Annotated in this window: 12 protein-coding genes; 2 read left to right on the top strand and 10 right to left on the bottom strand. The window is 42.4% G+C overall.

All coding sequences use genetic code 11. The features are described 5' to 3' along the window. Positions 1 to 38: 38 nt before the first annotated feature. From AAFN85_RS28690 to AAFN85_RS28670, 5 genes are all read right to left on the bottom strand, one after another. Entirely contained in the window at positions 39 to 824 is a 786-nt protein-coding gene (locus AAFN85_RS28690; protein WP_347531408.1) for a PhzF family phenazine biosynthesis protein, read from the bottom strand. A 179-nt stretch (positions 825 to 1,003) separates the two neighbouring features. Beyond that, a complete protein-coding gene (locus AAFN85_RS28685; RefSeq protein WP_347531407.1) occupies positions 1,004 to 2,431 on the bottom strand; it encodes a glycogen-binding domain-containing protein in 1,428 nt (475 codons plus the stop codon). Between the two features lie 2 nt (positions 2,432 to 2,433). After that, positions 2,434 to 3,408: a pepsin/retropepsin-like aspartic protease family protein gene (locus AAFN85_RS28680; RefSeq protein WP_347531406.1), complete on the bottom strand. Its 975-nt coding sequence runs from the start codon at positions 3,406 to 3,408 to the stop codon at positions 2,434 to 2,436. Between the two features lie 176 nt (positions 3,409 to 3,584). Continuing rightward, a complete protein-coding gene (locus AAFN85_RS28675) occupies positions 3,585 to 4,256 on the bottom strand; it encodes an ATP-binding cassette domain-containing protein (RefSeq protein WP_347531405.1) in 672 nt (223 codons plus the stop codon). Next, the gene (locus AAFN85_RS28670; protein WP_347531404.1) at positions 4,238 to 4,561 is read right to left on the bottom strand and encodes a hypothetical protein; all 324 of its coding nucleotides are present in this window, start codon (positions 4,559 to 4,561) and stop codon (positions 4,238 to 4,240) included. The genes AAFN85_RS28675 and AAFN85_RS28670 overlap by 19 nt, the downstream gene beginning before the upstream one ends. 166 nt (positions 4,562 to 4,727) lie before the next feature. Between AAFN85_RS28670 and sucC the strand changes: the two genes are divergently transcribed. Continuing rightward, positions 4,728 to 5,921 carry an ADP-forming succinate--CoA ligase subunit beta gene (sucC, locus tag AAFN85_RS28665; protein ID WP_347531403.1) on the top strand — a complete coding sequence of 398 codons (1,194 nt, stop codon included), beginning with the start codon at positions 4,728 to 4,730 and terminating at the stop codon, positions 5,919 to 5,921. 236 nt (positions 5,922 to 6,157) lie between these two features. On the opposite strand, the gene AAFN85_RS28660 is transcribed toward sucC, so the two are convergent. From AAFN85_RS28660 to lpdA, 5 genes are all read right to left on the bottom strand, one after another. Next, positions 6,158 to 6,958, bottom strand: a complete 801-nt coding sequence (locus tag AAFN85_RS28660) for an AraC family transcriptional regulator (RefSeq protein ID WP_347531402.1) — start codon at positions 6,956 to 6,958, stop codon at positions 6,158 to 6,160. A gap of 189 nt (positions 6,959 to 7,147) precedes the next feature. Then, the gene (locus AAFN85_RS28655; RefSeq protein ID WP_347531401.1) at positions 7,148 to 7,978 is read right to left on the bottom strand and encodes an SDR family oxidoreductase; all 831 of its coding nucleotides are present in this window, start codon (positions 7,976 to 7,978) and stop codon (positions 7,148 to 7,150) included. Between the two features lie 306 nt (positions 7,979 to 8,284). Continuing rightward, positions 8,285 to 9,145: an RNA polymerase sigma factor RpoD/SigA gene (locus AAFN85_RS28650; RefSeq protein ID WP_090466905.1), complete on the bottom strand. Its 861-nt coding sequence runs from the start codon at positions 9,143 to 9,145 to the stop codon at positions 8,285 to 8,287. Positions 9,146 to 9,377: 232 nt separating this feature from the next. Beyond that, positions 9,378 to 10,217: an MBL fold metallo-hydrolase gene (locus tag AAFN85_RS28645; protein WP_347531400.1), complete on the bottom strand. Its 840-nt coding sequence runs from the start codon at positions 10,215 to 10,217 to the stop codon at positions 9,378 to 9,380. Positions 10,218 to 10,329: 112 nt separating this feature from the next. Next, entirely contained in the window at positions 10,330 to 11,721 is a 1,392-nt protein-coding gene (gene lpdA / locus AAFN85_RS28640) for a dihydrolipoyl dehydrogenase (protein ID WP_347531399.1), read from the bottom strand. A gap of 397 nt (positions 11,722 to 12,118) precedes the next feature. Here lpdA and AAFN85_RS28635 point away from each other — a divergent pair, with 397 nt between their 5' ends. Continuing rightward, positions 12,119 to 15,451 (top strand): TonB-dependent receptor, encoded by a 3,333-nt coding sequence (locus tag AAFN85_RS28635; protein ID WP_347531398.1) that lies wholly within the window; start codon positions 12,119 to 12,121, stop codon positions 15,449 to 15,451. The last annotated feature ends 17 nt before the right edge of the window (positions 15,452 to 15,468 follow it).

Genomic DNA, 15,468 nt, shown 5'->3' with positions numbered 1-15,468 from the left:
CTTCAGGTGGCTTTTTTATGCAATTATAATCTTAATCACTAAAACCTTATTTCCCCCTTCAAATAAGTAATCGCCTTACCGCTCATCAACACCCTATCACCCTTAAGCTCGCACCAAAGCTCACCTTTACGGGAAGAAAGCTGATAGGCATGCAAGGTATCCTTGCCTAAGCGCTTAGCCCAATAAGGGATCAGGTTACAATGCGCTGAGCCTGTAACGGGATCTTCAGGGATACCGGCACCCGGCGCAAAAAAGCGTGAAACAAAATCAGAATTATCGCCTGGAGCGGTGGCTATGATCCCCACCGTATCCATTTTCGACATCGCAAAGAAATCGGGGGTAAGGTCGCGGATATCCTGCTCTGTTTCGTAAACGATAAAATAATCGCGCGAGCGCAGGAAGGCTACCGGTGGTTTATCACCTAAGGCTTCGGCTAATCCGTTAGGGGCCTCTATAGGGATTGGAGGGCGTGATGGAAAATCCATGGTGTATTTATCACCGTCGCGTTTTACGGTAAGCGTTCCAGCTTTTATTGTTTCAAAACTGATGCTATCCCCCTCATAACCCAGTTCGCTAAACAGGATGTGTGCCGATGCTAATGTTGCATGGCCACAAAGATCGATCTCGTACTCGGGCGTAAACCAGCGCAGCTTATACCCCTCGTCGGTTTTTACAAAAAAGGCGGTTTCGGCAAGGTTGTTTTCAATAGCTATCTTCTGCATAGTAGCATCGGGCAACCATTCGTTTAGCGGACAAACAGCAGCTGGGTTACCGCCAAAAAGGGTGTCGGTAAAAGCATCGGCCTGGTATATAGGGATAGTCATATAACGTATTGTGTTTTAGCTAATATAGTAAGTTAGATGCAAGATTTTAGATGCAAGAAGCAAGAATAAAAAAACGAATATCATTACAGCACGCAGATATTCTGATTTTTTATTTGAAGCCGGTCTTTCTCCTTGCTTTTTAGGCCTTGATTCCTGATTCTCCCTTTCTTGCTTCTAAATTATTCTATCCATAAAACGGAATTGCCCGAATTATATTGGTTCTGCTCGTAAAGTTTATTACCAGGATCGATCATCCATTTGCCATCTACAACAAACTTATACAGCTGTTTGCCGGGTTTTAGGTTTACGCCCACTGTCCATTCTTTACCATTAAAAGCAAGGGTATATCCAAACTCATTAAAACTGTTAAAGCTACCTGCTAAGCGCACGCTTTTGGCGTTGGCAAAACCACTTAGCTTGAAGGTGTAATTTGGCTTAACCGAAATATATGAATTAACAATACCGCCCTCTTCCATATTGCGTGGGTTTTTGGGATCGGTGATCCAGTTACCATCTACAATAAACTTATAGCCGTAATTGCCTGCCGGGATAATGAGCGGCAATGTCCAGCCGGTTTTGGTTTTAGTGAGGAGGATCTCTCCCGGTTTCCAGTTATTAAATCCGCCCGCTACATAAACTTTTTGCGCGTTTTGATATCCATCGAGCGTAAAAACAACCGTTTCGCCAAGGTTCAGCACCGAGTTGATATTGCCGTCGGCACCTTTTATGGTGTTGGGGTTAGCCGGGTCGGTGATCCATTTGCCATCCACCAGGAAACGGTAGGCTTGGGTACCATCATGCAGGTAGAGTTGCTTTTGCCAAACTCCTGCCTTTTTTTCGAGTACGATGTTGTTGGCGTCCCAATTATTGAAGCTGCCTGCGAGGGTTATTTTGCGGGCGTTGGGATAGCCGTTGAGTTTAAAAATGTAATTGTAGCGGTAGTATATGGCGTTATCGTCATGGTCGCTAACCAGGTTATTGTTGCGGTCGCCCATCCAGTGACCATCTGCAATAAATTTGTATTCGTGTTTGCCGGGTTTAAGCTTTACATCGGCTATCCAACCGCTATCGGTTTTGGTCATGGTGCCTTTAAGGGTGCTCCAATTGTTAAAATCGCCAGAGAGCAGCATGCGCCTGCTTTGCTGGTAACCAGGAACAAAAAAGCGGGTTATGCCCGATGGCAGGTCATGCACGGTAACTTTATTAAAGTTATTGATACCGAAGTTTACATCGGCAGGGTAACCGGGCGAGCCTTCATTATCGCTATCTACGTTAGATGTAATGAGATAGGGGTGAGGCTGCGGGTTTTGATTGATAGTATTGAGGGGCCTGTTAAATTCAATAATGTTCCCTTGCTTGCCAACCATTGCCCAACCATCGCTTTTTAGCGAGGTAAAATCGCCTTGTAGTATGGAATTGGTATTCGGGTTTTTTAAACCTGCCTTTTTTAGTAGCTGCTCTATTTCAGTTTTCGACGATCGGGTATCAATAAACAGCGAGAGTTTATCGTCGCCAATAAGCAGGCTGTTACGTTTTTGCGCCATGGCATGCAGGGCCATGCAAAGCATCGCAAACAAAACAATAACTATACGCCCGCTCCTTTTCATATTTACTGGTTATTGTAAATGTACATTTCAAATTGTTTTTTAACAAAGTTGATAGTGAATATGCCGCGTACAAAAAAGTCGTAACCCAGCACGCCATCTATTTTATAACCATAAGCTGTGCTCATTTTTTCGAGATTGGTGATCAGGATCCGGTTTTTCATGTACTTCCGGTCGCCCACCACCAGATCATCAAAGCGGGTATAAATTACTTCGATAGAGGTGCCGCCTATACCCATGATTTTTGAACGACTGATAACTTCCATCTGCGGCAACAACTTTTTAGCGCGGCTATAATCAAGCAGACTGGTTTCGGCCGCGCTGTCAAAGGCAAACCATAATGATCTGTCGTTCACGGTGCCTTTCAATAAAATAACATCGTTCAACAAACTAAAGGGACTGGTCATAAACCTATCATGAAAAACCTTTTCGGCCTCAGGTATTTCGCCTTTCTCGTCCAGCTTTTGTATGTAGAGGGTATTGCGGAAAAGATCAACAGTGATAGCAAAATCGGCAAAAAGCTTAGTGCCTAATAAGCCTAATATTTTTATCCCTTTACCATTTTCTATGGCCGATAGGTCGGTAACATCGGCTTTGAGTTTTGGGTAATGTAGGTCGAGAATATCAAAGTTACGGATGTATGTACTGAAAGAACTGCCCGCCAAACCATTCACCCCGCCAGATTCCTGTTCGGATACATGCGGCAGATCCCGGAAATAAGTTTCGTTCAGTACCAGGTATGGCGCCCCGGTATCAAGTACAAAATTACCTTCCAGGGTATCTATCTGCGCTTCAATAATGATGAGGTTGCCTGCCCGTTTTATAGGGATAACCAGCGTTTTAAAATCGGCGGTAGGCGCGGGATCGGGTTCTACTTTCGCGTTTTTAAAAGTGATGCCGTTTAGGGTCATATGATCTTTCCCTGCCGCGCCAAAGCAGCAAAGAATGAAAATTGTGATCAATATATAAACCTTAGGCATCGCATTAATACTATACCTAATAGACTATGATTGGCGAGGGTACGTTACAGGGATGCGGAATTAAAAAATTAATGGTTGTCATGCTGAGGTACGAAGCATCTTCTTCGCCCTGTACGGTGAACCTGCCTCCTGAAGAAGATCCTTCGTGCCTCAGGATGACAAAGTTTTTTGGGTTATTACACTTCCCGCAGGTGGCTCACATAACCATGAACTATCAGATCATCAGGCGTAGCAATAGGTTTAGTAGCTCCATTGGTGATCAAAATTATCCTATCAGCCACATCCAATATATTATAATACTGATGGTCTGTTACAATGATTCCCTTCACCCGCGCCACCTTGCGAATGATATCTTTAAACATTTCCGTTTGTACCGGCGATACATGGGTAAAAGGCTCATCCAGCAAAATAAAATCGGCACGACTGTAAATGCACATCAGTGTTTCCAGCTGTCGTAACTCTCCTCCGGATAATTGAGCCGGTTTTTGGTTATGATATTGTTGGTAGATGGGATGGTTGCTGAAATCGTCCCAAAATTGCGGATCGATAATGGGTTCGGCAAGCTGGTTGATTTTTATATTTAGTGGAAGGTAACCGTGCTGTGGCAGATAAGCTACCCGGCCGTTGTGATAGCCTTTATCTACATAGATATCATTGATGCTGATGTGTTTGTACGATGCCTTTAACGATCCGAAGATAATACGCAACAAGGATGATTTGCCGCAGCCATTTCGGCCAAGCATGCCAACTACTTCGCCCTGGCGGCAATCGATATAAATATCCTGTAATATTTTGCGTCCATCAAACTCCAGGTGAACGCTATCGGTTTTTAAAATATGCTGACCCAATGCAATATGAGTTTTGAGATGGAAATGAATATACCGTAGGCCAAGGCATCGGCCGTAAAACTATAAATGTACAGGCTATCAATATTGTATCCGGCGTTGCGGTAATAAAAGAATGTTTTATTAGCGTTATGGTAAATGTATTGAAAACCAACGATCAAGCCGTAACTCATCAGCTTTAAAATATATGATTCAACTACGTTGATATATCCCGGAAGCGTGTAATAGGCACAAGCCAGACTGGTGATCACGCACCACCATAATATGGATCTGTAAAAATACCAGGTGACTTTTAAGGCATCGCGCATGGAACTAATTATGAAAGGTTAGCTGAATAACGCAGGTTGCCCGTTTTAATTGTAGTTGACGTATTTGTAAATACAATGTTATTTAAGTCTGTTAGGCCAAATAAACTGAAACAAGCACTTTACCGTTTCAAACAAAATTGTAGCTTTACCGCAAATTCTTCAAAATATGAATATTCACGAATATCAGGGTAAAGCGATATTAAAAAGCTATGGCGTTAGAGTTCAGGAAGGCATTGTTGCCGATACTGTTGAGCAGGCTGTTGAAGCTGCCCAAAAATTGAAAGAAGACCTGGGTTCGAGCTGGGTAGTTATAAAAGCACAGATCCACGCCGGTGGCCGTGGTAAAGGTGGTGGCGTTAAATTGGCTAAAAATATAGACCAGGTAAAAGAACTTACCGGCAATATTTTAGGTATGCAATTGGTAACACCGCAAACCGGTCCCGAAGGTAAAAAAGTAAAAAAGGTTTTAGTTGCACAGGATGTTTACTACCCTGGCGAAAGCGAAACCAAGGAGTTTTACATGAGCGTATTGCTTGATCGCGCTCGTGGCCGTAACATTATCATGTACAGTACCGAAGGTGGTATGGACATTGAAGACGTTGCTCATTCAACTCCCGAATTGATATTTAAAGAAGAGATCGATCCTAAAGTTGGTCTGCAAGGTTTCCAAACCCGCAAAATCGCTTTTAACCTTGGCCTTGAAGGCGAAGCGTTTAAAGACATGACCAAATTCATTGCTGCTTTATACAAAGCCTATGAAGGTACCGATTCATCACAGTTTGAAATTAACCCGGTTTTAAAAACCTCAGATAATAAAATTTTAGCCGTTGATGCCAAAGTAAACCTTGACGATAACGCGCTTTACCGTCACCCGGATTACGCTACATTGCGTGATACCGACGAGGAAGATCCAACCGAGGTTGAAGCAAGCAAATCAAACCTTAACTATGTAAAACTTGACGGTAACGTTGGTTGTATGGTTAACGGCGCAGGTTTAGCTATGGCTACCATGGACATTATCAAAATTGCAGGTGGTGAGCCGGCTAACTTTTTGGACGTAGGTGGTACTGCCAACGCGCAAACCGTAAAAGCAGGTTTCAATATCATCCTGTCTGATCCTAACGTTAAAGCTATCCTGATCAATATCTTCGGTGGTATTGTTCGTTGCGATCGTGTTGCGCAAGGTGTAATTGATGCTTATAACGAAATTGGTAATATCCCTGTGCCTATCATCGTTCGTTTGCAAGGCACTAACGCTGCCGAAGCCAAAGCATTGATCGATAACTCAGGTTTAAAAGTTTACTCGGCTATATTGCTGAAAGAAGCTGCTGATCGCGTTAAAGAAGTTTTAGCGTTGTAATTTAGAGATTAGAGGTTGGTGATTAGAGATTAGTTGCTAAACCTTTTAAAATATGAAAGCGGTGGGTTTTACCCGCCGCTTTTTTTGTGCTTGTAAGCCCAGTTACTTCCCCATGTCATTGCGAGGTACGAAGCAATCACGAACTATACAGGGCGGCTCTGCATTGCCTCTCGGCTTCCGTGCGATTGCTTCGTTCCTCGCAATGACGTGGCGGGATATAGATAAAAAAAGGTCGCTTATATTTTTGTAGGAGAAGCCCCGTAAAGCTGCCGAAACGCATAAGTAAAATGCGAAAAATCTTCAAAGCCGAGATCTACATATATTTCTGACGGGCGTTTCCCCATTTCTTTGATCAGATAATAAGCCTGCTGCAAGCGACGTTGGGTTAACCAGCGACTTGGTGAGATGTTAAATACTTTTTCAAAATCGCGTTTAAAAGTAGCGAGGCTACGCCCGGTTAAAAACGCGAAACGTTCGAGGCTAACTTTAAAGTGATAGTTTTTCTGCATGAAAGTTTCCAGGTCGATCTTTCCGGGTTTGCTGAAATCGAACAGGATATCTTTAAGTTCGGGATTTACTTTCATGATGATGAGCAGGGCTTCTCTTGCTTTTAGGTTGAGTAGCTCCTTATCCAGGGTCTGGTCGGCATTGAGGTAGGGGATGAGCGAATTGAAAAGATCTTTATAAGCCTGATGAGGTGTAAGCCTCAGGAAAATATCACTACCCGGTTTTTGAGTTGCCGTGAAACCATGGATGGCGCTCATTTCACGCAGCATTTCTTCATCAAAAAATATGGCTATTGATCTGAATGCACCGTTTGGTGGCGGGATCTTATAATATTTGGCCAGTTTATTTCCTACTGCAAACCTAAATTCGCCCTCATTAAACTCGTACTCCTTTGTGCCGTCGTTTGCTGCAATTTTTCCTGCCTGTTGATAGCTAAAGGTGTGCACAGGTATAAATTGTTCGCCCCTGCTTGATGAAGCGAAGTAGCAGGCGTGAACTATGGGCGGCAGCTTGGGTTGGGAGGTGCTCATGAATACAAAAGTAAAGAGAATGTGGGGTAAGATAATGTTAGCAAAGAAGAAAGCGTGGGTCGTGCGATTCCCCTCTTGAGAGGGGTGGAGGGGTGTGTTATTGTGCACCCGGCTTATCGCTTGCATAACACACCCCTGCCATCGCTCTTTCCCATCGCCCCCCATCTCGGGAGAGAATTGAAATTGATCCTACAAATACTTTAAATAACCGCTTTTAATAAAATCAATATATTCCTGATCGCTCATATCCTTGCGGGCCGCCATACGCCTGCCAAAGTCATCATTACCTATCGGGTAGCGGAGTTTATCATTACAATCAGTTGCTGCGTTATAAATTACCTCTGCTACATTTGTGGCGGTAACCAGTTTTGCATCGCGCATGCCTTGGAACATTTGCGCTGCGGATGCTATAAACGGGTCATAATCGGCAATTTTTTCAGTTTGCGAAAAAGCTTCGTTACTCACCGCGCTGAAGTTGGTTTCGGTGCCGCCCGGTTCAACTATTTTTACTTTGATGTTAAGGCTGGCCAGCTCGAAGGATAAGGCCTCAGAAAAGCCCTCTAAAGCAAATTTGGACGCAGCGTATAAAGAGATAAGCGGGATGGTGAATTTGCCCGCTCCTGAGCTTATATTGATAATGGTACCTTCTTTACGTTCGCGGAAATGGGGGAGTATAGCTTTGATGGTATCCATCACACCAAATACGTTTACATCAAACTGGTCGCGTATTTGTTTTTCGGCTGTGGCTTCGAATATGCCGAACTGGCCATAGCCCGCATTGTTTATCAACGTGTCTATCTGGCCGAATTTATTGATGCCTGCTGCTATTGCCGTTTTAATACTATCCCGATCCTGTACGTCGAGGCGGGTTATTAGAATGTTTTCGTTACCGGTTAGTTCGGTTTCTTTTTCGGGGTTGCGCATGGTGGCTATCACATTCCAGTTGTTTGCCGCGAAATATTTGGCAGCTTCTTTACCTATGCCTGATGATGCTCCTGTTATTAAAACTGTTTTTTTCATTTGTTAGGATGTTTGTGTTTTTCAATAACACAAACTTCGGAATAGGAGAGGGAATGGAATGTGTTGAGTGGTTCAAGTTTGTGTGTTGAAAAGGTCAACTATAAAGCATGTCATTGCGAGATACGAAGCAATCGCGAACTGTACAGGGCGGATTTGCATAACTCCTCGACTTCCGTGCGATTGCTTCGTACCTCGCAATGACATGTTGGAGAAGACGAAAGGTAGAGGCTGGAGGTTAGTAGTGTGTACTAAACAAAAAAAGCCATCGGCTATAACCGATGGCTTCGAATATTGAGAAGGCTTTAATTAACCTAAGTACGATTTCAAGATCTTGCTCCTTGAAGTATGACGAAGGCGTTGTAATGCTTTATCCTTGATCTGGCGAACACGCTCGCGGGTAAGGTTGAATTTTTCGCCTATTTCTTCTAAAGATAGCGGGTGGTTGGTTCCTAAACCGAAAAACAACACGATGATCTCGCGCTCACGCTCGGTAAGTGTAGATAACGAACGTTTGATCTCTTCAGATAACGACTCATTGATCAGGATCGAATCCGTATTAGGTTCCTGGTTTTCCAGTACATCTAACAGCGTATTTTCCTCACCCTGAACAAACGGGGCATCCATTGATACATGACGGCCTGAATTACTCAGCGTATCCGAGATCTTATCAACGGTGGTTTCCAAAATGTCGGCAAGTTCTTCGGGCGATGGTTCGCGTTCGTATTCTTGCTCTAATTTTGAAAATGCCTTGCTTATTTTACTTAATGAACCTACCTGGTTAAGCGGTAAACGCACAATACGCGATTGCTCGGCAATAGCCTGCAAAATCGACTGACGGATCCACCATACAGCGTACGAGATGAATTTAAAACCCTTGGTTTCGTCAAAACGTTTGGCAGCCTTGATCAACCCGAGGTTCCCCTCATTGATCAAATCGCCCAGCGTTAAGCCCTGGTTTTGGTATTGTTTAGCAACAGATACAACGAAACGGAGGTTGGTTTTAGTTAAACGTTCTAAAGCCGCCTGGTCGCCCTCGCGGATCTTTTGAGCTAAAATTACTTCTTCTTCAGCGGTTATTAGGTCTACCTTACCAATCTCGTGCAGATATTTATCAAGCGACTGCGATTCGCGATTGGTAATGGATTGCGTTATTTTGAGTTGTCTCATTTAGTTATTAAGCCTCGCTATTCGTGTTTAGGGATTACAACATGTAAAGCTACAAATTTGTTCTAAAAAATTACAATTGCATAACGTATTTTGAAAAAAAATGTGTAATTAAGAAAAATTTTAATAGCTTGATATTTAGTGTATTGTGAAAATTAAATTAAGAATAAGTGTAATTTTAACGTTATTGTTAAGGAATGCTGCAAGCGGTATGATTTTTGCGGAATGCGGGAAATTATAACTCGCTAAGCTTAAAGGTTTCCTTAACTCTAATGCCTTTTTCAGTTTGTTGTAAAGTGCAGCATTCGTTTACAGGGTCGTGTTCAAAGTATAAAACATACTCGTTTTCCAGTGCTTCGTTCAGGAACAGTTTCTTCTCTGCAAGCGTAGTTAACGGGAACATATCATATCCCATTACATAGGGGATAGGCAGGTGCCCGGTTGATGGTAACAGATCTGCCATATATAATATTTTCCGGCCATTATAATTAATAAGCGGCAACATCATTGATTCGGTATGGCCTGATACAAAGCGCACATCAAAATCATTGCTGAAGTTTACACCATCTATAGCGTCGATGAACTTTAATTGTCCGCTCTGTTGTATCGGAATAATATTCTCTTTAAAAAAAGAAGCTTTTTCACGCTCGTTTGGGTTTACTGCCCAATCCCAATGTTTAGGGTTGCTCCAGTAGGTGGCGTTTTTAAAGGCTGGATTAAGTGATTCTCCGTCGCGAACAACAGCACCGCCAACATGGTCAAAATGTAGGTGGGTTAAAAATACATCGGTAATATCATCCCGGTGAAAACCCAGTGATTTAAGCGAACTATCCAGACTTGCATCGCCATGTAAATAATAATGGCTGAAAAATTTTTCGCTTTGTTTATTGCCGATGCCGGTATCTATCAGGGTAAGCCTATCGCCATCCTCAACCAGGAGGCAGCGCATGGCCCAGGTGCAAAGATTATTCTCGTCGGCAGGGTTGGTTTTGTTCCAGATGGTCTTGGGTACTACGCCAAACATAGCGCCGCCATCTAATTTAAATAAACCGGTATCGATGGTATGTAAGTTCAAAGTCGTAAGTTTTAAGTCTCAAGTCGGTATCCAAATATATCATATAAAAAAGAAGCCCGAAGTATTATAATCAATACTTCGGGCTTCAGACTTAAAACTTAATACTTTCGACTTATAAGTGGATACACTCGCCGTAAGCTTCGGCAGCTGCTTCCATTACAGCTTCGCTCATGGTTGGGTGAGGGTGTACCGATTTGATAATTTCATGACCGGTAGCTTCCAGTTTGCGGGCTGTAACCACTTCGGCAATCATTTCGGTAACATTATAACCTAACATGTGCGCTCCTAAAAACTCGCCGTATTTAGCGTCAAATATCACTTTTACAAAACCATCTTTAGCGCCGGCAGCACTTGCTTTACCCGATGCTGAGAATGGGAATTTACCAACTTTAACTTCGTAACCAGCTTCTTTAGCGGCTTTTTCGGTATAACCAACAGAAGCAACCTCCGGCGAGCAGTAAGTACAGCCAGGGATGTTGTTGTAATCAAGTGGATGAGGGTTTTGACCAGCGATTTTTTCAACGCAGATAATACCTTCGGCAGATGCTACGTGGGCCAAAGCCTGACCTTTAACAATATCGCCAATGGCGTAAACGCCTTCAACGTTGGTACGGTAGTAATCGTCAACCAATACTTTGCCGCGCTCGGTTTTAACGCCGTTTTCTTCAAGACCAATGCCTTCAAGGTTGGTAGCGATACCTACTGCAGATAATACGATCTCGGCCTCAAGTACTTCAGTACCTGTAGCTGTTTTAACAGTTACCTTGCACAACTCACCGCTGGTATCAACCGACTCAACGTTTGAGCTGGTCATGATATTGATACCTTGTTTTTTAAGGATGCGGTTTAAACCACGTGATACATCTTCATCCTCTAACGGAACAATGTTATCTAAAAACTCCACCACAGTAACTTTGGTGCCGATAGAGTTGTAGAAATAAGCGAACTCAATACCGATAGCGCCCGAACCAACTACAACCATTGATTTTGGCTGTTGAGGCAATACCATAGCCTGGCGGTAGCCGATAACTTTTTTACCATCCTGTTTAAGGTTTGGTAACTCGCGCGAGCGGCCGCCGGTTGCTAATATAATGTGCTTGCCTTTATAGTCTTTAGCAGTGCCATCGGCAGCTTTAACTTCAACTACGCCTTTGCTTTTTAATTTGCCAAAGCCGGTAAGTACGTCAATTTTGTTTTTCTTCATTAAAAACTGAACACCTTTGCTCATGCCATCGGCAACGTTGCGGCTTCTTTTAACAACAGCGGCAAAGTCAACCTCGCCGGCACCGTTAATTTTAATACCGTAATCGGCACTATGGTTAAGGTATTCAAAAACCTGGGCGCTTTTTAACAAAGCCTTGGTTGGGATACAACCCCAGTTTAAGCAGATGCCGCCTAATGATTCTTTCTCGACAATGGCGGTTTTTAAACCAAGCTGGGATGCGCGGATAGCTGCTACGTAACCACCCGGACCAGACCCAATAACAATTACATCGTAATCCATATTATTGATATACTTTTTAATTTCTTCAAAAAGGTAAATAATGCCCTGTTTTTAATAAGTCTTAAAAAACGGGCTTCATTTTTTGAATGCCAAAGCTAAGTAAAAGGGCTGAAACAATGAAATGCAAACAAATGCATAATGACCGGCATGGGGCGCTTTATATCTTCCTTATGTCAAAATATGTAATGTGTTAATTTTAACCGTTGCCCCAATATGATTTAGGATATAAAATTTGCAATATTTTTATTAATAATAGCCATTATTTTGTGGGTTTTGTATTTATGTTGTAAAATGTTGATAAATATATAATAATTGTTAACCTTAATTTAACATTGGTAATTAGTCCATTAATTATCTTTGCGCCAATTAATTAAACGTATAATTAAAAAAGCAATTTATGAGGAAGCATTACCTTCTTTTATTACTACTCATTGGCTTTTCGTTCTTCACTGGTAAGAGCGTATTAGCCCAGGGTGTAACCACCGCCAGCATTAACGGTACCGTTACCGATGCTAAAGGTGCTATTCCCGGTGCAACCGTAACTATTACACACAATCCAACCGGAACTGTGTACTCAACTGTAACCCGTGCCGATGGCCGTTACAACATTCCTAACTTAAGGGTAGGTGGTCCATACACCTTTAAAGTAAGCTTTATTGGCTACGCTACTTACGTTCAGGATGGCATTACCCTTTCAATTGGTCAGGATCAAAGGATCGCTGCTTCATTGAAAGATAACACTACCGCTTTAGGTGAGGTTAAAATTGTAGGTACACAAGGAAAAGTAATTAACTCTTCACGTACCGGTGCTCGCGAAACCATTAGCCGCCAGCAAATTGAAAACCTGCCAACTATTGCACGTTCATTAACTGATTTTACCAAATTAACCCCATCTGCCAACGGTTTATCTTTTGGTGGTCGTTCAAGCGCTTTTAACAACATTACTGTTGATGGTGCCTTGTTCAACAACTCATTTGGTTTGTCAGGTACATTAGGTGGCCAAACAAGCTCACAGCCAATTTCGTTAGACGCGATCGACCAGATCCAGGTTGATATCGCTCCTTACGACGTTCGTCAGGGTAACTTTACCGGTGCCGGTGTAAATACTGTAGTAAAATCAGGTACTAACGAGGTAAAAGGTACCGCTTACTATTTTGCGCGTGGTTCAAAATTGCAAGGTTACCATGTTGGCCCAACCAACCTTAACGTAACTGATGTAAACTACCATACTAATGGTGTTGCCGTAGGCGGTCCAATCATCAAAAACAAATTGTTCTTATTCGTATCAGGCGAGCAGGAAAGGATCACTCAACCACCTTCAGCAGTTTATCAGGCTGCAAAAGACGGCCGTAGCGGTGCAAACGTATCGCAAGTACAAGCATCTACACTTGATGCCATTAAGCAAAAACTTGCAGATTATGGTTATGATCCAGGTGTTTACGAAGGCTATAACTATCGTACATCAAGCAATAAATTAACTGCAAAACTTGATTGGAACATCGATAAAAACAATACTTTAAGTGCTAAGTATTTCTACTTAAAATCATTTAAAGATCAGCCTGCAAGTAACTCGGGTATCACTAACGGCGGTATCGGCTATGGTACCACGCGCGCGCCAGGTTCAGCCACTTTACCTTTTTACGGTTCTGGTTACACCATCAACAATAACTTTAATATCGGTATTATTGAGTTAGATACACGTTTAAGCAATAAAGTATCAAACAAACTTACTGTTGGTTATTCTGCTTTAAGGGATTTCCGTAACTTCCTTGGTAGTTCAACTATACCAATGGTTGATATAGGCAACGGTGTTAGTGATGCAAGCGGTAACGTGGTAACTGCAGCTAACGCAACAGCAACCAGCTTTGGTTCTGAGCTTTACACAGCGGGTAACTTATTGAGCACAAACATCTGGCAGTTTGCTGATGACTTGACCATCTTCTCAGGTAAACATGAGTTTACAATTGGTACAAGCAACCAGATCCAGAGCTACACTAACGGTTTTGCTCCTGATTATAACGGTTTATATACTTATAACTCAGCTTCTGATTTCATAAACGGCCTGCCGGCACAAGCGTACACTTTACGTTACTCTGCCGTTGGTACTGATTTTCCTTATGCTAAAATAAAAGCTTCGATCTATAGCGTTTACGTACAGGATAAATTCCACGTAACTGATAATTTCAGGTTAACTTACGGCTTAAGGGCTGATTATGATGTATTCCCTACTACTTTGGCTTCAAACTCAAATGCTGCCGCTTTAACTTTCCAGGGCGGTACTCATGTTGATGTTTCAAGATTGCCAAAAAACAGGGTTCAATTATCACCTCGTTTAGGCTTTAACTGGGATGTTAATGGTGATGGATCTACTCAGGTACGTGGCGGTTCTGGTTTATTTACCGGTTCTGTACCATTTGTTTGGATCTCAAACCAGGCATCAAACAACGGTTTGTTATTTGGTTCATACACTATTACCAAAGCAAATGCTACCGATGCTAACAAAGGTCAGTTAATATTTGATAAAGATGTTAACAAAAACAGGCCAGCAAACGGAGCAGCTGCTACTTCATACGAGTTAGACGTAGCCGATCCAAACTTAAAATATCCAAAAATCTGGAGAACTAACCTTGCTATCGACCAGAAATTACCTTTCGGCATCGTTGGTACTATCGAAGGTGCTTACACCAAAGATATCCGCGCTATCTATCACCAAAACTTAGTATTGTCTGATGGCTATACTACTCTTCCTGGTGTTGAAGGCCAGATCCAGTACGATTCTAAAAATATCACTCCGTCGGCTTCATCGGCTCAATCGGCTACAAATCCTGGTATCACCGGTTTATACTATATGAAAAATACAAACAAAGGTTTTTCATACTTCATTACCGGTCAATTACAAAAAAGCTTCACCAGCGGTTTTGCTGCAAGCGTAGCTTATACCTACACCAAAACAAAAGATGTTAACGACGGTGGTTCAACTGCTGCTACTATCTGGAATACCAGGTATGTTGCCGGTAACCCTAACGCCGATAATCTTTCAAACAGCTCATACGTACAGCCAAACCGTATCATCGCTACAGTATCATACCGTAAGCAATATTCTAAAAACGCTGCCAGCACAATTGGTTTAGTTTTCGAAGCAGCTAACAGCGGTGCTATCTCTTACATCACTTCGGGCGACCCTAACAACGATGGCGCTACTAACGATTTGATGTACATTCCTAAAAACCAAGGCGATATTCAGTTAGTTAGAGCTGCTAACGCTTCAAATGGTACTGTTGATACACGTACACCAGCACAAATCTGGACACAATTAAATAACTTCATTAACCAGGATTCGTACTTAAGCGCGCACAGAGGTCAGTACGCTCAAAGAAACGGTACCATTTTGCCTACCTACAAAAGGTTAGACTTACACTTTGCTCAGGATTTCTTTGTCAAAACCGGAAAAGTTAAAAACACATTGGAGTTCACCTTCGACGTGATCAACTTTACCAACTTACTTAACCGTAACTGGGGCTTGTATCAAACTTCATATAATGGCTTTAACAGTGGTGCAACAACCGTGTTAACCTATATGGGTAAAGATGCGGGTACAGGCAGGGCAACTTATTCGTTCCCTTATCTTGATCCAAATACCTCAACTCCTGTTACCAACTCGTTTAAACAGGATATTAGCCAGTTTTCACGTTTCCAGGCCCAAATTGGTGTTAGGTACATTTTTAACTAAGTTATTATTGATTTAAA

This window comes from Mucilaginibacter sp. CAU 1740 (assembly GCF_039839285.1).
Classification (GTDB): Bacteria; Bacteroidota; Bacteroidia; order Sphingobacteriales; family Sphingobacteriaceae; genus Mucilaginibacter.
Note: the sequence above shows the minus strand (reverse complement) of the source record. Positions and strands in the feature narration are given on the sequence as shown.

Bases quoted from the DNA above. Each gene is read 5' to 3' on its own strand.
- AAFN85_RS28690 (WP_347531408.1), bottom strand. From the start codon at position 824: ATGACTATCCCTATATACCAGGCCGATGCTTTTACCGACACCCTTTTT.
- AAFN85_RS28635 (WP_347531398.1), top strand. From the start codon at position 12,119: ATGAGGAAGCATTACCTTCTTTTATTACTACTCATTGGCTTTTCGTTC.
- sucC (WP_347531403.1), top strand. From the start codon at position 4,728: ATGAATATTCACGAATATCAGGGTAAAGCGATATTAAAAAGCTATGGC.
- lpdA (WP_347531399.1), bottom strand. From the start codon at position 11,721: ATGGATTACGATGTAATTGTTATTGGGTCTGGTCCGGGTGGTTACGTA.
- AAFN85_RS28680 (WP_347531406.1), bottom strand. From the start codon at position 3,408: ATGCCTAAGGTTTATATATTGATCACAATTTTCATTCTTTGCTGCTTT.
- AAFN85_RS28685 (WP_347531407.1), bottom strand. From the start codon at position 2,431: ATGAAAAGGAGCGGGCGTATAGTTATTGTTTTGTTTGCGATGCTTTGC.
- AAFN85_RS28670 (WP_347531404.1), bottom strand. From the start codon at position 4,561: ATGCGCGATGCCTTAAAAGTCACCTGGTATTTTTACAGATCCATATTA.
- AAFN85_RS28650 (WP_090466905.1), bottom strand. From the start codon at position 9,145: ATGAGACAACTCAAAATAACGCAATCCATTACCAATCGCGAATCGCAG.
- AAFN85_RS28655 (WP_347531401.1), bottom strand. From the start codon at position 7,978: ATGAAAAAAACAGTTTTAATAACAGGAGCATCATCAGGCATAGGTAAA.
- AAFN85_RS28660 (WP_347531402.1), bottom strand. From the start codon at position 6,958: ATGAGCACCTCCCAACCCAAGCTGCCGCCCATAGTTCACGCCTGCTAC.